Source organism: uncultured Campylobacter sp., from assembly GCF_938045465.1.
Classification (GTDB): domain Bacteria; phylum Campylobacterota; class Campylobacteria; order Campylobacterales; family Campylobacteraceae; genus Campylobacter_B.
This window is the reverse complement of record NZ_CALIBF010000184.1, coordinates 1-18,128: the sequence shown is the minus strand read 5'-3', so window position 1 is coordinate 18,128 and position 18,128 is coordinate 1. Positions and strand designations below refer to the sequence as shown.

Below are 18,128 nucleotides of genomic sequence, written 5' to 3'. Positions count from 1 at the left end.
TCCTAGAATTCGTCTTTAGTTTTTGCCGACTCAATCGCTATTAAAATTAGCGAGAAAAAGTTTGCAAGTAGCGCGCCGATCGCAAGCGAGGTCACGATCGACAAATCTCCCGGCGCTACTACAATCAAAACGAACGCCGGTATGAGATGCAGATCTGCTACGAGTGAGCTTGCAAAAAGCTCGGCTGCTAGCATATTTCGCACGCCTACCTTCAAAAGCGTCGAGACTGCATTCACGCTGGTTGCTATGAAAAGTAAAATTTCATTCTTCTCATACAAAAACCCGCCTATCGTAGTCATACTCATCAGCGCAAAAAATATGTAAATTACCCTTCCCCAGTTCATCTTTTATCCTTACACCGTGCCTTTTTCATACATGGCGCGATTCTTTTCTTTCTCTTTGATACGGCGCTGTTTTTCGGCTAAAAACGCGCGGTATTTCTCGACGTTAAATTTAAACAAAATCAGCATCGGAGCAGCTACGAATACAGAGCTGAATGTTCCTGCTATGACGCCTATTAGCATCACGAAGCTAAAGCCGTGGATCATCTCGCCGCCCCAGACGAATAAAATCACGATGACGATGAGAGTCGTAAGCGAAGTAAGCAACGTGCGCGATAGCGTATGAGAGATCGATTCGTTTATAACCTCGTCAAGCTTAATCGATTTACTATCTTTTACACCTTCTCGAATTCTATCGAAAACAACGATGGTGTCGTTTAGCGAGTAGCCCATTATAGTTAGCAATGCAGCTAAAATTTCAAGGTTGAAATCCACGCCGGCTAAAATCATCGCACCTACGGCAACTACGACGTCGTGCAGATCCGATAGCACGGCTGCAATCGCAAATCTCCACTCAAACCGCAGGGTGATATAAACCAAAATGAGCGCAAACGACACGCATACCGCTAAAATTCCGTTTGTGCGAAGCTCCTCGCCGACTTTAGGACCTACGATATCGACCTTGCGAATGTCGAAGTTTCCACTACCTTGTAAAATTTTTTGCGCCGCTAAGGCGGGATTATCGCCCAGTTCACTCGCAGCGCCCGAATATCTAATCGTGACCTCTTGATCGCTACCAAATTCCGTAACGTTGATATTGCCTAAATTTGCCGCTTCGAAGCGCTTTCTGATCTCATCAAGCGGTGCTTTAGCGTCGTATTTAACCTGAATGAGTGTACCGCCGCTAAAATCGATGCCGTAATTAATGCCCTTAATGAAAAATAGCGCAATAGAGCCTATTATCAAAACAGCAGAAAGCGCAAAAGTAAAATATCTAAATTTCATAAAATCATAAATTTTGCCCTTATCAAACACTTGCATTTGCGCCTCCTCTTACTTTATAACCGAGCCAAAGCGCGGTATTTTTGCTCTTTTCCATCTTATCCATTACTAACTCAAACATTCCGTGAGTGCCTAAAATAGCCGTTATCATCGACGCTACGATACCGATGCTCATCGTGACGGCAAAGCCCTTCACTGGACCCGTGCCGTAAGCATAAAGCGCAGCAGAAGTAATTAGCGTAGTGATATTTGAATCCACGATCGCGCTCATCGCATTTTCATAGCCTTTATTTATACTTTGGCGGATTGGAATTCCCGTCCTTAGCACCTCTCTAACGCGCTCGTTAATGATGACATTCGCATCTACCGCCATTCCGATAGTTAGCACGATTCCCGCCATTCCAGGAAGCGTTAATGTTGCACCAAAAAGCGCCATACAAGCGATCAGAAATAAAATATTTACTACAAGCGCGATGTCGGCAAAAAGCCCCGCCACGCCATAGTATAAAATCATAAAGATCAAAATCGCAACCGCCGCAAGGCTAAGCGCCGCCATACTCTTATCAATGCTATCTTGCCCTAGGCTAGGGCCGATACTGCGCGTTTCGGAAACTTTGACGGGGGCCAAAAGCGCGCCGCTTCTAAGCGCGATCGCTACGTCGTGCGCCTCCTCGACGCTAAATCCGCCGCTGATCTGACCGCTGCCGCCGCCGATACGCTCGTTTATGCGCGGTGCGGAGTAAACCTTGCCGTCAAGCACAATCGCAAGGCGCTTACCGACGTTTTTGCCGGTAAAATCGCCAAAAATTTGAGCGCCTTGAGAGTTTAGCGTAAAATTTATGATCGGCTGGTTGGTGTGTTGATCAAAAGCAACCTTTGCATCAACTAGCATCGCGCCATCAAGCACTGGAATTTCGTTTATGAGATACTTATAATTCGGATTCTTAACGTCCGGGTAGATCACGTCGCCGTAAGCTCTAGCATCCGCTGCGCTGATAGTCTGCGCGCGGTCTTGGCGCACGTCGTCCACCGCCATAAGCTGCAAGTGAGCCGCTTTGGCGATCAAATCCTTGGCGCGCTGCTCATCCGCTGCGCTTTTGACGCCAGGAAGCTCAACCAAAATGTAGCTCTCGCCCTGCTTTGCTACCGTTGGCTCCGCAAGTCCGAATTGATCTAGGCGGTTTCGGATAGTCTCGACAGCCTGTTCGATCGCGTATTTTTTAGTAGCCTCAATCTCCTCGGGCGTTAGCGTAATGCGGTATTTTTCGCCCGATTTTTGAATGTCTAATCCGCTTGCGGCGCTATGCAAAATCGCATCAAATTTAGAAGCCTCGTCCGCGTCTAAAATTTCAAATTCAAACGAATCACCTTCCAATTTTAGCCCGTCCATCAACAGATCGTCGCGCTTGGCGGCGTAATTGACGCTAGCGGCGATCGATTTGATCTTTGAAACGACCGCCTCGTCGCTTTGAACTTCCAAAAGCATATGCAGGCCGCCTTGCAGATCCAAACCCAAGTTTATCTTGCTTCCCTTTTCGGTCTGAAAGATCGAAGGCGCGGCAAAAATCGCCGAAAAAATAACTGCAGCCAAAAAGATCAGCAGGCGGTATGAAATTTTACTGCTCATCTAATTTTCTTGCCACAAATTGTTTATCCAGCTCAACCATGACCTCATCGTTAAGCTTAACTGTGATAAAATCATTGTTTGTTTTCACGACCGTGCATTTTATGCCACCGCTAGTTATGATCTTATCGCCTTTGCCGAGCGCATCGACCATCGCTTTATGATCCTTGGCCTGCTTTTGCTGCGGTCTGATAATCAAAAAATACATAATCGCAAAGATTACGACGATAGGCAGGATTGATGCAAAGAAGTTTCCTTGTTCCATGTGTTTCCTTTATTAGAAATTTAAAAAGTAGCTATTTTACATTAAGTTACATAAATAAAGGCTTTGTTCTTGCGCTTGCGCTTTCAAATTTTATTTTTGTAGAAATTTTAAGCTCTAAATTTGACGGCTTGGCTGCTTTGGCGGCGGAATTTTTCTCGCCTTTAATTGCGATAGCGGCACTTTTTTATCTACTAAAGGCAAGCAAGGCGGAGTGGTTTTGGTGCGGATTTTTTATCGGCGCGCTATGGATGCACTGGATCAGCTTCAGCCTGATCTATTTCGATCTTGCGTTTTTGATCCCGCTTGAAATTCTTGGAATTTGTCTCGTTTACGCCTTTATTTTCCGCATCTTTGCGATCTTTGACGCGCCCGTTTTGCGCGCTGCATGCCTTTTAATTCTAAAATTTATCCATCCTTTCGGCTTCGATTGGTTAAATTTTGAACTGCTTCTAAGCCATGGAATTTTCAGAGCCGATCTTAGCGCGCTGGCTCTGATTTTAGCGGGGCTTTGCACGGTTTTATATCTACGGGGGCGCGGCGCCCGGGCTAAACTTAACGCCCTAATTTTCGCGGCATTTTTGATCTGCGCGCTGCAATTCAGCCAAAAAGAAGCCGAGCCGCTGCCGATTAAAATTTTACTCGCAAACACCGACATTTCGCAGCACGACATCTGGGCGAAAGATAAAATTTTATCCGCCGCGTTGGCAAATTTAGCCCGCATCGATGATGCGATCGCAGCGGGGCAGGATGCGATAATTTTGCCCGAGAGCGCCTTTGCGATGCCGCTAAATTTAGAAAACGTGCTAGTTGAAGCTCTAAAGGAAAAATCGCGCGCAATTACGATAGTAGCGGGCGCAGAAGCGTATGAGAACGGGAAATTTTACAACAGCGCCTATCTTTTTGCAAACGGGGAAATGAAGCGCTTCGATAAACACATTTTGGTGCCGTTTGGCGAAATGGTGCCGCTGCCAGAATTTGCGCGAAATTTCATCAACCGCGTGCTATTAGGCGGCGCGACCGATTTTTCGACCGCTAGCGGTTTTAGCGACTACGAGCTTGGCGGGCGAAGCGTAAGAAGCGCCGTTTGCTACGAGGCTACGCGCGCAGAGCTTTACGAAGGCTCGCCCAAATACGTCGTAGCGATCAGCAATAACGGCTGGTTCGTGCCAAGCTACGAGCCCTATTTGCAGCGCCTCATAATCCGCTACTACGCGAGCTTGCACGGTACATTGATCTATCACGCCGTAAACGGCAGCGCTAGCGAGATAATCGCTCCGAAAAAGATCTGGATAAACCGCCTTAAAGATCATCTAAAATAGCCTAAAAAGTTATTTTTAAACGACTTTTGGGTAATATTTTAAAATTTTATTAGGAGCTAAATTTATGGCTAAATACAATCGCATACTCGTAAAATTTTCGGGTGAAGCGCTAGCGGGAGAGAACGGCTTTGGGATCGACAGCGAAATTTTAAAATTTATCGCCAAAGAGATCAAGCAGCTCGTAGAGGGCGGCATCGAAGTAGGCATCGTAATCGGCGGCGGCAACATCATCAGAGGCGTAAGCGCCGCGGCTAGCGGTATCATCAAACGCACCAGCGGCGATCATATGGGCATGCTAGCTACCGTCATCAACGCAATCGCGATGAGAGAGGCGCTAGAATACGCGGGCATGGACGTGCGCGTGCAAAGCGCGATAAAGATGGAAGCGATCTGCGAGACCTTCATCATCGGCCGCGCTAAAAGGCACCTCGAAAAAGGTCGCGTCGTGATCTTTGCCGCAGGCACGGGAAATCCATTCTTCACGACCGATACTGCGGGCACTCTCCGCGCGATTGAGATCGGAGCCGACGCTATCATAAAAGCCACCAAAGTAATGGGGATCTACGACAAAGATCCGCAAAAATTTAAAGACGCGAAATTGCTTTCCAAAGTCACTTACGATCAAGCCCTGCACGACAACATCAGGGTGATGGACGATACGGCTATCGCGCTTGCTAAGGATAATGCGCTTCCGATCATCGTATGCAATATGTTTAAAAGCGGAAATTTATACAAAATCGTCGATGGCGGAGATCTAAGCTCCTGCTCGATCGTAAAAAACTGAAATTTTAAATTTAAGGAGAATTGATGAGAACCGAACAAATTGTAGCCAAGGCCTTAAAAGTAACGGGCGGAGACCGATATAAGCTATCTTTGATGATAAGCAAACGCGCCGAGCAGCTAGCTGCAGGCGAGCCGCCGTTAATAGATAACGTAGATACTCGCAGGATGAAATTTGCCGATATAGCAATCTTGGAACTAGCCGAAGGTAAGATCGCATTAGATGGAATCGTTGACAAGGATTAATGATAACTTCCTAGAAAGTCTCATCGACGATGTCGTCGATACCAAAGACATTCAAAGCGCCAAGCAGCTGCTTTATAATCTAAAAGAGCCCACTCCGCTGCTGGTGGATGCTATAAATTTATGCATCGCGCAGCACAACGGGCAGTTTCGCAAAAGCGGCGAGCCGTATGCGATCCATCCGATTTTGGTAGCCTGCTTCGTATCTTTTATGGGCGGAGATGACGCGATGGTAATATCTGCGCTACTACACGACGTAGTAGAGGATACAGATTACAGCATCGAGCAGGTTAGACAAAGATTCGGCGACGAAGTAGCCAAAATCGTAGAAGGGCTTACTAAAATCGTAAACATCAGAGAGGATAAGCTGGCTCCATCCGGCGATAGCAACGCCAAGCTTCGCACCACGGCGCTTACCTTCCGCAGGATGCTGATGATCTCCATTAACGATCAGCGCGTTTTGGTAGTCAAGCTCTGCGATAGGCTACACAATATGCTAACCCTAGACGCACTCCGCCCCGATAAACAAAAACGCATCGGCGAGGAGACACTTTTGGTTTATGCGCCGATCGCGCACAGGCTTGGAATTTCATCGATCAAAAACGTGCTTGAAGATCTTAGCTTCAAATACGTCATGCCTAAAGAGTATTCTGCGATCGCCGATTACGTCGAGGAGCATAAGCAGCAGCTTCAGATGAGCTTGAGCAAATTTAGCGAAAAGATCAAAGAGTATATGCTTTCAAACGGCTTTAGCGAGGGCAGCTTTGAGATCCAAAAGCGGATGAAGCACTACTACTCGATCTTTTTAAAGATGCAGCGCAAAGGAATTTCGATCGAGGAGGTGCTTGATCTTTTGGCTATCCGCATCATCGTGCAAAAGCCGATGGATTGCTATTTGGCTTTGGGCATCATCCATACTAAATTTAATCCGCTGATCTCACGCTTTAAGGATTATATCGCGCTTCCGAAGCAAAACGGATATCAGACGATCCACACAACAGTCTTTAACGAAAGCATGATCGTAGAGGTGCAGATCCGCACCTTTGATATGCATAACACCGCAGAATTCGGCGTCGCCGCTCACTGGAAATATAAATATAGCGGCTCAATCAATCCGAAGCTCGATTGGCTAAACGACATCGGCATGCAGGAAGAGGACGACGCCAACGCCGAGGATCTTTACGAATACGCCAAAGACAGCCTCTACGTCGAAGATATCGCCGTGTATTCGCCAAAGGGCGGAATTTTTACATTGCCGCGCGGCGCTACGGCGCTTGATTACGCCTACGAGATACACTCTCAAGTGGGCTTAAAAGCGACCGAAGCTTTTATAAACCGCGTCAAGGTGCCGCTGCTAACGGAGCTTAAAAACGGAGATATCGTTCATATCATCACCGGAAGCGAGCCACACTACCGCTGCAGTTGGCTAAGCTCTGTAAAAACCGGCAAGGCGCGCGCGACGATAAAGGCGTTTTGCAAGCAAAAGATCAGAGATATAAATTTTGAAGTAGCGATTAAAATTTTATGCGCGATCTTTACGACGAGCAAGGAGAGCATTCTAAGCTGGCTTGAAAAAGAAAATTTAAGCAAAAAGATCGGCAAAGCTGCCTACGACTCGGTATTTTTAAAAGACGTCGTAAATGCGCTGAAAAAATACCCGCTCAAAGAGAAATTTTTCAATATGAAATTTCGCAGCAAGTATGAGATCGAGAAGCAAAAATTTGACAACATCGTGGTGTATTCAAATTTTAAAATCGACGAGGTTGAGTTTGATTACTGCTGCAACCCAAAGCGCGGTGACGACATCATCGGCTTTCGCAACGGACACGGCGTAACGGTGCATCATAAGCTGTGCGAACGTGCAAGCGAGCTAATCAAAACCGATGAGATGATCTTCGTAAAATGGACGCGCAATGCGCCGCACCGCTACAAGATCATATTAAATTTAGAAAACAAGCGCGGCTCGCTGGCGACGTTTTTGAACTATTTAGTCAAGCTCGAGGTCGATCTAGTATCGATAAGCCTTAACGAAAATAGCGAAACGACGTCGGATTATTTTGAGATTATCATCGAGCTAAACGAAAATTTAGACTCCACGGAGATTAAAGACAAACTCAAAAACCGCTTTAAAATCGTGGATTTCGTATCACTTACGGACGTATATAAAAACTAAATAAGGGAGAGCAAATGGCTGACATTCAAGGCATTATGGAAAATTTTAAGCGCGGCGTCGCGGAGATCATCGGCGAAGAGCAGATTGAGGCACTGATTAGGCGCTATTACGACAGCGGCGAGGTCTTTTACGTCAAAATCGGCATGGATCCCACTGCTGCGGATCTGCACCTAGGACACGCCGTCGTGCTAAATAAACTTGCATTTTTGCAAAACCACGGCGCGATCGTGCAATTTCTAATCGGTGATTTTACTGCTCAAATCGGAGATCCTACGGGCAAGAGCGAGACTCGCAAAAAGCTAGCGCGCGAAGTTGTGCTTCAAAACGCCAAAACCTACGAGCAGCAGGTCTTTAAAATTTTAAATCCCGCTAAAACCAAAGTGATGTTTAACTCCGAATGGACCAACCGCCTGGGTGCTAGCGGAATGATCGAGCTATCAAGCACTTTTAATGTTGCCCGGATGCTCGAGCGCGACGACTTCGAGAAGCGCTACAAGGCAGAGCAGCCGATCAGCATCAGCGAGTTTATGTATCCGCTGTTGCAGGGATACGACAGCGTTTGCATGAAATGCGATATAGAATTCGGCGGTACCGATCAGAAATTTAATCTTTTAATGGGTCGCCAGCTGCAAAGAATTTATGATGTCGGCAAAGAACAAAGCGTCGTGATGATGCCGCTTTTGGTAGGCACCGATGGCACGAATAAGATGAGCAAAAGCCTGGGTAACTACATCGGCGTAACCGATACGCCTCATGATATGTACGGAAAGGTGATGAGTATCAGCGATGCGTTAATGTGGGATTGGTATAATCTGCTAAGCCAAAAAAGTAGCGAAGATATTGAGCTAATAAAAGGCTTCGTAGCGGATGGTTCGATCCATCCTAAGGCGGTTAAGGAGGAGCTTGCCTCCGAGATTGTCACGCAATTTTATGACGAGAATACCGCCTTTGAGGCCAAGCAGGAATTTGACCGCGTCCACGGCGCCGGCGAGCTTCCTAGCGAAATCAAGGAATATCACGTAAGCTCTCCTGCATGGATCGTAAAGGCGCTAATTAGCTGCAAGCTCGCCGTATCCAGCTCGGATGCGCGCAGGTTGATAAAATCAAACGCCGTCAGTATCGATCAAAATAAAATTTTAGATGAGCAGCTTCAGCTTAGCTCGGGCGAATACACTCTTCAAGTAGGGAAGAAAAAATTCGCTAAATTAAAGGTAGATTAATGAGTATAAAGATAGGCAAACACAAGATTGCACACCCGATAATTCAAGGCGGCATGGGACTTGGTATCAGCTGGGATAAGCTAGCTGGCAATGTCAGCCTAAACGGCTGTCTAGGCGTCATTAGCTCGGTCGGCACCGGCTACTACGAAAATCTTAAATTTGCCAAAAAATCGCTCGAGGGCAGACCCTATCAAAGCGAGAATTTTTATAGCAAAGAGGCGCTTTTTACCATCGTGCAAAACGCTCGTAAAATTTGCGGCGATGCGCCTTTGGGAATGAACGTAATGTGCGCGGCGAACGACTATGAACGCATCGTGCGCGACACATGCGAGGCAGGTATCGACATCATCATAAGCGGCGCCGGGCTTCCTACCAATCTGCCGGAATTTACGGCAGATTTCCCGGACGTCTCGCTCGTGCCTATAGTCTCCTCAGCTAAGGCTCTTAAGATCATCGCCAAACGCTGGAAGCAGCGCTACGACAGAATTCCCGACGCCGTAGTGCTGGAGGGTCCTCTTAGCGGCGGACATCAGGGCTTTACCTACGAGCAGTGCGGCGATCCGGCGTTTGCGCTGGATAATCTAATCCCGCAAGTAAAAGCGGAAATCTCGCAATGGGGCAGCTTCCCGCTATTTGTCGCAGGCGGGATTTGGGATAAAACCGACATCGATCGCGTAAAAGCCCTGGGTGCAGACGGCGTGCAGATGGGCACGCGCTTCATCGGCACCTTTGAATGCGACGCCGCGGAGGAATTTAAGCAGGTGCTTCTTAACGCCAAAAAAGAGGACATCCAGCTTCTAAAATCACCCGTAGGCTATCCCGCGCGCGGCATTCATACCAATCTGCAAGATATGATCGCCGCAGGCACGGCGCCTAAGATCCGCTGTATCAGCAACTGCGTAAGCCCATGCGAGCGCGGCAAAGGCGCTAACGCCGTAGGATACTGCATCGCCGACCGCCTAAGCGACGCGTATCTGGGCAAAACGCAAAGCGGCCTGTTTTTCACGGGTGCCAACGGATGGCGATTAAACGAGATAATATCCGTGAAGGAATTGATAGAAAAACTTATAAATGGCGAAGATAGTTAAAATTTTTCTAATCGCAGCTTTTAGCTGCGTATTGGCGTTTGGAGCTTCCAGTGAGGCGTTTTTTGCGAAATTCGACAAGGATTTTATCGTAGCGACGCCGAATTACAAGCGCTCGCTGCACAAAGAGCTAAAATCGCTCTACCAAGGCGCGTCCGATAAAGAGGTCCGCATCAAAGCGCTAAAGAGGCTAGTTTATAGCTCGAAAAATTTAGGGCTTGACTCCTCGCCTTATGAATCTGCGCTAGCCAAATTACAAGGCAAAGCAAGCGATAGCAGCACGAATTCTAAAAAGCTCAAAGATGAAAACGCAAAAAATTCCAAAAGCTCGGACGAGAAAAACGCTTCAAATTTAGCGCATAGCCCCAAAGCCTCCGCCTCTAAAAATTCTAAGAATTCAAAAAATTCCACTTCCAAAAATCTCAAAAAGACGCGCGCGCCAGAAGAAGCCGATCTAAGCTCGCTATCTAGTGAGGATTTGGAGTTTTTACGCTCGACTAGACCGGTCGGCGCTGACGAGGTCGTAGACGCCCAAGAGGACGATGGCGGCGGGGATGCAACCGCACAAGACGAAGACGATGGCGGCGCGGATCAAAGCAGCGAGCTTAGAAAAAGCAGCGTCAAAAAAGCGGACAAAAACGCCCAGCTTGCGCTAAATTCTCTGCGCGGCGATGGGGATGAGATCGTGCTTGAGTTCAACCGCGATCTAAAGCGCGGCGATTATAAAGATTTTACGATCGCAAGTAGCGATAATTTTCGCTTCGTGATTGATTTTAGCGCGCGGCAAAAATCGCAAAAAACACGGCTTAAAGATAGCTTTGTTAGCGATGTACGCGTCTCGCAGTATAACGACAAGACCGTGCGCATCGTACTTAGTGATCCGAAAGAATTCAACGCAAACGTAGAAATTAACGGCAATATGATGATTTTAAGTACGGCTGAAGGCTTAAAAGCCGCAAAATCCGCGCGCGCAGAAAAAAACAAGGATCAAAAATCAGGGCGCAAGCGCGAACGCGAGCAAGATAGCGAGCCGCAAATCAGCACGATAGATGATGCGCAAGGCGCCAAATCGGTCTCCGTGGCCGCCGGTAAAATTTACAAATCCACTAAGGGCAAACTCATCGTAATCGATCCGGGTCACGGCGGCAGCGATTCTGGCGCGGTCGGAAACGGGCTAAAGGAAAAAAATGTCGTGCTAGCCACATCCAAAAAGCTCGGTGCGCTGCTTACCAAGCGCGGCTACAAGGTGCTTTATACGCGCAGCACCGACGTTTTTATAAATCTACGATCGCGTACCGCTTTCGCCGCTAAAAGAAATGCTGATATGTTTATTTCGATCCACGCAAATGCCGCTCCTAACGCTAGCTCAGCACTTAAAATGAGCGGTGTGGAGACCTTTTTCTTAAGCCCGGCTAGAAGCGAACGCAGTAAAAACGCTGCCGCGCTCGAAAACAGGGGCGATTTGGAGGATATGAACACCTTCTCGAAGCAGACCTTCCTAAATTTTTTAAATCGCGAGAAGATAATATCCTCAAACAAGCTTGCCATCGACATTCAAAGCTATATGCTAAGCTCGGTCAAAAAAAGCTTCTCAAGCAGAGACGGCGGCGTGCGCGAGGCACCATTTTGGGTGTTGGTGGGCGCTACGATGCCCGCGGTGCTCGTGGAGATGGGCTACATCACGCACCCGCAGGAGGGTAAAAATTTAGGCAAAAGCGCCTATCAAGACCGCATCGCCCAAGGTATCGCAAACGGCGTGGACGCGTACTTTCAGAAAAACAAGTGATGAAATTTTACGCGCTGCGCATTTTGCGAGCAAGATAAAATTTTATTTTGGCGCCAAAATTTGCTCCGCAGATATAGTTTAGCTGGCGCGATAGCTCTTGCGGATAAACAGGCGATAAATTTAAAATTTTAAAGCCTGCGGCGCTTACGCGCAAAATTCCGCCCGCGTGCCAAATATTTACTGCGAGCGGGTAAATTTTACGGAGCGTCTTGCGGCGCCACGAGCTAGGGACGCATACGGCTTAGATGCGGAATTTTAACGCGGCTCGGCGTAAAATTTTAAAGCACGTACTTGGCGCTGCTCTACGCAGCAGAGTGCGACTGGCGGTAAAATTTACCGACAAAATCGCATTTAAGTCGCGCGAAAATAGCGATTTTGTCGCGCTAACGCAAGTCGTGTTTCAAACCGCGTCCGCGCAATTAGGATTGCACTTTAAGTCATGAGTATGTGTATCGCTCAAGCCACGCTTAACGGCGCAGTAGCACCCTAAAATTTCGCGCTATGTCCGCAGGACGCGCGATATTTGCGTAATGCTGCGAACGCGGCAGTTACAGCGTGCCGATGCCTGCGCTGTATATGCATTAAAGGCGCGGCTGAATCGTAAATTTAAAGATAAATTTTAAAAGGTCTGAAATGAAAAAAATCGTATTTTTGATCCTGCTTTTCGCAGCCGTCGCGCTCGCACTCTACGTCACTTCGCGCGTCAATCCAAATCTTTTCGCCGAAATCAAAATCCTAGGCGCGCTGCTAAACGCCACGATATTCGGCGTCGCGCTTATCGCCTTAGCGATCGGCGAAAAAGATGTAGTGCGCTTTCCGTTTCTTACCGCCTCGCTACTGGCGCTGTTTTCAGGGCTACTGGAGGGCGTGCTGATCTTTGAAAACCGCTACTACATCGCGATCACGGCGGTGGCATTCGTCGCCTTCGTCTTTTATCTGCAGATCAGGCACAAAAGATTTTCAAATAAAGCTTATAAAAATTCTGCGGACGAAGGCTCTGAAAATGATGAGGACGCAAATTTCGCGGATTTCGGCAGTGCAAAAGAGGCGCAGGAGCCGCAAAGCAAAGACGCTGCGGCGGATGAAATTTTAAACTTTAAAAGCAGTGGCGAAATTTCAAATTCTCAAAGCGAGGATGAAATTTTAAATTCCAATGACGATCTCGGTGAAAATTTCGCAAGCGGCGCCGATGAAAATTCCGAGCAAAATTTCAATCAGGACAGCGAAAATTCCAAGCTAGGCTCGAACGAAAATTCCGCGCCCGATGCAAGGCGCGATAGATGATCAAATCCGCGCTGATTGCGCTTGCGGTAATATTTTTGCTGCTTTTAAATTTAGCCGATCTTTTCGGCATGATAGGCATAAGCGGGCCGGTGCCTGCGATGATCTGGTTTGCGATCAGCTTCTGCGGGGTTTTTTACCTATACAAATTTTGCGGCGCAAAGCCAGTCGCGGCGCGGATCGGGATCTTTGCCGTGGCTTTCGTAGGCGGATTTTTCACGAGCGTTTTGTACTACGGATTTTTTAATTCGCAAACTTTGGAATTTGCCTTTACATACGCCTTTTTCGCGGTGGCCTTTACGCTCGGTATCGGCGTGATTTTATAGCGAGTTTTAAAATTTAGCGCCCTGCTTAAAATTTCGCCGCTGAAGCGAAGAGCCGAGCTTCACGCGATTTTTAAGCAATTTGCCCTGTTCACGCGGCGCCAAATTTACATCCTGATCTTGTAGGTTTTGTAGTTATCCTTCATTCTAAACGTCAGCAAATTTTGTAAAATTCCAAAGAGGATCATAAAGGTGATGAAGCTGCTGCCGCCATAGCTGAAAAACGGCAGCGGCACGCCTACGACGGGCGCGAAGCCCACCACCATCGAGATATTGACGCCCGTATAAATGAAGATGAGCGAGGCAAGCGCGCTCGTAAAGACCCGTATCAGATAATCGCTTTTAAAATCGTAGTTCAGGCTCAGCAGATGCAGTATCAGCAGCGCATACAGCGCGATCAGCGCGGCAGCCCCCACGAAGCCGAAGCGCTCGATCGTATAAGCGAAGATAAAATCGCTCGTCGCAATCGGCAAGAATTTAAAGTGCGTCTGCGTCGCTTCATCCTTATCCTTGCCGTAGATGCCGCCGTTTCCGATAGCGATGATCGCCTGCTTAACCTGGTAATTGGGCTCCTCGCTGATGAAATCGGCGATGCGCTTTTTTTGATAATCGTGCATGTTTTCGTACAAAATCGGCGAGCTGGCCACAAAAACGATGATCAGCGTAAGCCAAATTTTTTTATCGACGCCGATGATAAAAAGAATAGCAAATCCCGTCAAAAAAAGTATCGCGGCGGTGCCTAGATCGGGCTCTTTCGCGATCAGAACAAAAGGCAGAAGTATGTAAAAGCTAAGGCGCAAAAAATCCTTCAGCCCGTAGCCGTTTTTCGGCGGCGGATTTTTATGTATCAGATACATCAGCATCAGGATAAACGCGGGCTTCATCACCTCGCTGGGCTGCAGCGTAAAATGCACGAAAGGGATCTCTAGCCAGCGTCTCGCTCCTAGCTTGCTAACGCCGAAAAAATCGACGCTGAGCAGCAATATGATATTGGTCCAATAAAATATCGGGATCAGATATAAAAATTTGCGTATCGGAAAGAGAAAAAACAGCGTAAAAACGGCAAATCCGATGCCGAAATATACCACCTGCTTCGAGGATAGTACGTCGTTTGCCTCGCTTATTAAAACGTATGAAAAAACCACTATCGGCACGATCAAAAAAGGTTGAATGAAATCAAAATATGCTAAAATCTTTTTGTCAATTTTAAACAACGCTTAATCCTATTAAAATTTTGACGTAAGAATAGCCAAAAAAGGTATAAATTTGGATAATCTAATAGCACAATGCAGCGAAAGGCTCGACGTTTTTTTAAGCTCGCAGCTTGGAATTTCGCGCAACCAAATATCAAATTTAATCAAATCCGAAGCGGTCAGAGTGGATGGCGCAGTGCAAAGCAGGCCCGGCTACAAGCTATCCGCGGGCGAACTCGTGCACATCGACTACCCTGCGCCCGCGCCGCAGCAAACAAGCGCAGAGAGGCTAAACTTCGACGTTGAAATTTTATACGAGGACGATGATCTGCTCGTGGTAAATAAGCCCGCGGGCCTTACCGTTCACCCCGCCGCGAGCGTCAAAGAGCCCACGCTCGTGGACTGGCTCAAGTCTCGCGGCTATCTGCTTTCCACGCTCGGCGGCGAGCTTCGCGCGGGCATTGTGCACCGCCTGGATAAGCTCACCAGCGGCGCCCTGCTCGTAGCCAAAAACAACGCTGCGCACACCGCGCTATCGGCACAGCTAAGCGATAAGAGCATGGGGCGGATATACCTCGCGCTCATCGACCTGCCGCTGAAAGAGCCCTGCGTGATCGAGCGCCCGATCGCTCGCAACCCAGCAAACCGCCTAAAAATGGGGATCGTGCCCGGCGGACGCAGCGCAAAGAGCGCGTTTTATGAAATTTTAAGCGGAGCGGAACTAACGGAGCTTCAAAAATCTGCCCAGAAGCGCAATGAAATTTTAGGCGCGGACGATAGTACAGCTGTGGGCAAGAGCACGGGGGCGGACAAGAGCGCGGGTGCGGATAAAATTTCAGCCGCCGATAAAATTTTGGCTACGAACGCAGGCGCAAGTAGAATTCTGGCTACGGATAAAATTTCAACGGGCGCTACCGATAAAATTTCAGACGCGACTACAGGCGCGGGCAAAATTCTGGCTGTGTCCACAGGCGAGGATAAAATTTTAAGCGCTAGCGAAGGCGCAGATACGAGTAAAATTTTAGCGACCGACGTAAGCGCGCGCGGGAATGAAATTTTAAACGACTACGCAGGCGCGGATAACGCGGACGAAATTTCAAATAACTGCGTGCGTAGCGTGGATAAAATTTCAATCCAAAGCGCAGATAAAATTCCAAGCAGCTGCGCGGACAACGTAGATAAAATTCCAAACAATCTCTTAGATAGCGAAGATAAAATTTTAACCGCCAAAATGAACGCGGATCAAACCCGGGCTGCCCGTCTCGCCGAGAATAAAACTTTAAATTTTAAAAATCCCGCTCAAAACCAAATTCTGCCACCGATAAGCCTAAAGAGCTTCAATCTCGTCGCGGCGAAGCTCTTCACGGGTCGTACGCATCAGATCCGCGTGCATTTAAGCTCGATAAATCGGCACATTTTGGGCGATCATTTATACGGATTTAAGAGCGAAAACGCTAAAATTAGCAGGATTTTGCTCCATGCCTATTTGCTCTATTTCATCCATCCGCGAAGCGGCAAAGAGGTGAAAATATGCGCAAATTTGCCGAGCGAATTTCTAAATTTTACGACAAATCAAAAGGTAAAGGATGAAATTTATGAAAAAATTTTACCGACTAACGTTGAGCGCTACTTTAGCGATATTAGCGGGTGGCTGCGCTATGTCTAGCGCGCCTAGTGCAAGCGACGAGAGCCTTCCGCGCGTAGAGGGGGTTAGGACGATCACGAGCGACGATGAGATCGGGCTTGAGTGGCCTAGATACGACTCAAATACCGCCGTGTTGGGCTTTATCGTTTATCGCGCGCCTGCAAGCGGCGGCGAAGCCAAAAAGATCGCCACCATCACAGATCCATACTCCACTCACTACGTAGATACGAGGCTGCAGCCGGGCACTTCGTATAAATACACGGTGCGCACATACGGCGCCAAGGGCGTTTCGGCTCCTTCTCCAGTCGCTATCGCAAGCACAGCGAAGATGCTAGAGTCCGTGCCGTTTGCGCAGGCGATCTACGGGCTTCCGGGCCGCGTTAAGATCATCTGGCGTCCGCATCCGGATCTTCGCGTAAGCTCCTATCTAATCGAGCGCCGTCCTAAGGGAGGCGAGTCGTGGAGCACAATTAAAGAGGTTCGCGGCAGACTTAGCGCTGAGTATATCGACAATATCGATTATGGCGAAGGATATGAATACCGCATCACCGTCAAAACCGAAAACGGAGAGCTGTCCAAGCCTAGTGCAGTCATTGCCGCAGCGCAGGCAGAATAAAGTTTGCCAAATTTCATAACCCAAAGCGTGAGCCTGCCGCGGCTGCCGATTAAGCTCGGCGAGACCGAATTTTTAGAAACGGCGCGCGGCAGAAATTTAACGCTCGTGCGAACCAAAAGCTTTGATAGCGAGTTTTTTATTACCCTAAAGCCTAGCGGCGGCAAAGTGATAGTAAAGGGCGAGAAGATCACCAAGCCCGCCAAGATCGGCCATCTGCAACGAGCGCTCGAAATTTTTAAAGAGCGCTTCTGCGGGCCGATCATCTCGCAGGCGTTTGCTTACAAAAGCAGCTCGCTCACCGAAAAAACGCCGCTGATTTTGGACGAGAATGAAATTTTATCCCTCGTAAAAATCTCTAAATTTAATAAAATTTTCATTGAGATCGGCTTCGGCTCGGGCAGACACCTGCTTCATCAAGCGCGCTCAAATCAAGACGCGCTGCTAATCGGCATCGAAATTTACAAGCCCGCGATCGAGCAGGTCGCAAAGCTAGCGATCCGCGAGGGGCTGCAAAATATCGCTCTCATAGCCACCGACGCGCGGGTTTTGCTGAGCCTGCTTCCCGCGGGCTACTTGCAGCGCGTGTTTTTGCACTTCCCAGTGCCGTGGGACGACGCTCCGCACCGCCGCGTCATAAGCGACGAGTTCGCCTCGCAGATCGCACGCACGCTCGAGCTCGGCGGTCGCTTCGAGCTTCGCACCGACAGCGAGGAGTACTTCCTCTACGCGATGCAAAAGCTCTCGCCCTACGTGCAGCGCAAAGCGGGCGAAATTTCGCACTTCAAAAATCGCGACGCCGCCGTAGCGAGCAAATACGAGGATAGATGGCGCAAAATGGATAAAAATATCTACGATCTGATCTATGAGAACAAAACCGCGAGCCTGGGCGAGCCGCAGCAATTTGAGATGGAATTTTTAAAATTTGACGCGGCGGCAATCGCGCGAAATTTTAAAAATTCTACCTTCAAAGGCGAGGATTTTTTCGTGCATTTTGAGGAAATTTTTTACTTTGACGCGCAAAAAAGCTTGGAGGCAGGCGGAACTTGCGCGGCGGACGGCGCAAATTTAAGCAGCGCGGGAGAAGTTATAAACGATGAGGCTACAAATTTAGACGCAATGCGCGGCGGAAATTTAACCGAGCGCGCGAGCATGGATGAAATTTCGTTAGGCGGCGGCAAAATTTTAGCTACGACAGCGGGCGATAAAATTTTAGCTTGCGAGAACGCTACGCAAATTCTAAAAAAAACAAGCGCCCCGCTGAATACAAACAGTGCTAATGAAGCGTACGCAAA

16 protein-coding genes and 2 pseudogenes are annotated in these 18,128 nt (G+C 48.2%); 13 read left to right on the top strand and 5 right to left on the bottom strand.

Going from position 1 to position 18,128, the window contains the following annotated elements; translation table 11 throughout:
- Positions 1–2: 2 nt before the first annotated feature.
- The 4 genes from Q0413_RS09065 to yajC are packed head-to-tail and all read right to left on the bottom strand — an operon-like array spanning position 3 to position 3,172.
- Complete coding sequence (locus Q0413_RS09065) at positions 3–344, bottom strand: DUF6394 family protein (RefSeq protein WP_005872279.1); 342 nt, start codon at positions 342–344, stop codon at positions 3–5.
- Positions 345–353: 9 nt separating this feature from the next.
- Complete coding sequence (gene secF / locus Q0413_RS09060) at positions 354–1,322, bottom strand: protein translocase subunit SecF (protein ID WP_291935970.1); 969 nt, start codon at positions 1,320–1,322, stop codon at positions 354–356.
- Positions 1,309–2,910, bottom strand: a complete 1,602-nt coding sequence (gene secD, locus Q0413_RS09055) for a protein translocase subunit SecD (protein ID WP_298989554.1) — start codon at positions 2,908–2,910, stop codon at positions 1,309–1,311. The genes secF and secD overlap by 14 nt, the downstream gene beginning before the upstream one ends.
- Positions 2,900–3,172: a preprotein translocase subunit YajC gene (gene yajC, locus Q0413_RS09050; protein WP_005872282.1), complete on the bottom strand. Its 273-nt coding sequence runs from the start codon at positions 3,170–3,172 to the stop codon at positions 2,900–2,902. Before yajC ends, secD begins: the two co-directional genes overlap by 11 nt.
- Between yajC and Q0413_RS09045 the strand changes: the two genes are divergently transcribed.
- From Q0413_RS09045 to Q0413_RS09005, 9 genes are all read left to right on the top strand, one after another.
- Positions 3,148–4,491, top strand: coding sequence for an apolipoprotein N-acyltransferase (locus Q0413_RS09045; protein WP_298989552.1), 1,344 nt, complete (start codon positions 3,148–3,150; stop codon positions 4,489–4,491). The two genes, yajC and Q0413_RS09045, sit on opposite strands and share 25 nt — an antisense overlap.
- A gap of 64 nt (positions 4,492–4,555) precedes the next feature.
- A complete protein-coding gene (gene pyrH, locus Q0413_RS09040; protein ID WP_005872284.1) occupies positions 4,556–5,275 on the top strand; it encodes a UMP kinase in 720 nt (239 codons plus the stop codon).
- Positions 5,276–5,298: 23 nt separating this feature from the next.
- Positions 5,299–5,517, top strand: a complete 219-nt coding sequence (locus tag Q0413_RS09035) for a DNA-directed RNA polymerase subunit omega (protein ID WP_005872285.1) — start codon at positions 5,299–5,301, stop codon at positions 5,515–5,517.
- Positions 5,495–7,687 carry a RelA/SpoT family protein gene (locus Q0413_RS09030; protein ID WP_298989549.1) on the top strand — a complete coding sequence of 731 codons (2,193 nt, stop codon included), beginning with the start codon at positions 5,495–5,497 and terminating at the stop codon, positions 7,685–7,687. The genes Q0413_RS09035 and Q0413_RS09030 overlap by 23 nt, the downstream gene beginning before the upstream one ends.
- A gap of 14 nt (positions 7,688–7,701) precedes the next feature.
- Positions 7,702–8,907 (top strand): tyrosine--tRNA ligase, encoded by a 1,206-nt coding sequence (gene tyrS / locus Q0413_RS09025; RefSeq protein WP_177389336.1) that lies wholly within the window; start codon positions 7,702–7,704, stop codon positions 8,905–8,907.
- Positions 8,907–9,995 (top strand): nitronate monooxygenase, encoded by a 1,089-nt coding sequence (locus tag Q0413_RS09020; RefSeq protein ID WP_298989547.1) that lies wholly within the window; start codon positions 8,907–8,909, stop codon positions 9,993–9,995. Before tyrS ends, Q0413_RS09020 begins: the two co-directional genes overlap by 1 nt.
- Entirely contained in the window at positions 9,979–11,778 is a 1,800-nt protein-coding gene (locus Q0413_RS09015) for an N-acetylmuramoyl-L-alanine amidase (protein WP_298989544.1), read from the top strand. Before Q0413_RS09020 ends, Q0413_RS09015 begins: the two co-directional genes overlap by 17 nt.
- Positions 11,779–12,411: 633 nt before the next feature.
- Positions 12,412–13,062 carry a hypothetical protein gene (locus Q0413_RS09010; protein WP_298989541.1) on the top strand — a complete coding sequence of 217 codons (651 nt, stop codon included), beginning with the start codon at positions 12,412–12,414 and terminating at the stop codon, positions 13,060–13,062.
- Positions 13,059–13,385 (top strand): hypothetical protein, encoded by a 327-nt coding sequence (locus Q0413_RS09005; RefSeq protein WP_298989539.1) that lies wholly within the window; start codon positions 13,059–13,061, stop codon positions 13,383–13,385. The genes Q0413_RS09010 and Q0413_RS09005 overlap by 4 nt, the downstream gene beginning before the upstream one ends.
- Before the next feature lie 104 nt (positions 13,386–13,489).
- On the opposite strand, the gene Q0413_RS09000 is transcribed toward Q0413_RS09005, so the two are convergent.
- Entirely contained in the window at positions 13,490–14,596 is a 1,107-nt protein-coding gene (locus Q0413_RS09000) for an FtsW/RodA/SpoVE family cell cycle protein (protein ID WP_298989537.1), read from the bottom strand.
- Positions 14,597–14,627: 31 nt separating this feature from the next.
- On the opposite strand from Q0413_RS09000, the pseudogene Q0413_RS08995 reads away from it, so the two are divergent.
- The 4 genes and pseudogenes from Q0413_RS08995 to trmB all read left to right on the top strand — a co-directional run.
- Positions 14,628–15,281 (top strand): annotated as a pseudogene (locus tag Q0413_RS08995) (RluA family pseudouridine synthase); the annotation flags it as partial.
- A 633-nt stretch (positions 15,282–15,914) separates the two neighbouring features.
- Positions 15,915–16,241, top strand: a pseudogene (locus tag Q0413_RS08990) (RluA family pseudouridine synthase); the annotation flags it as partial.
- Positions 16,171–16,836 carry a fibronectin type III domain-containing protein gene (locus Q0413_RS08985; protein WP_298989535.1) on the top strand — a complete coding sequence of 222 codons (666 nt, stop codon included), beginning with the start codon at positions 16,171–16,173 and terminating at the stop codon, positions 16,834–16,836. The pseudogene Q0413_RS08990 and the gene Q0413_RS08985, both read left to right, overlap by 71 nt.
- A 3-nt stretch (positions 16,837–16,839) precedes the next feature.
- Positions 16,840–18,128: tRNA (guanosine(46)-N7)-methyltransferase TrmB (gene trmB, locus Q0413_RS08980; protein WP_298989533.1), on the top strand; the 1,289-nt coding region annotated here is incomplete at its 3' end.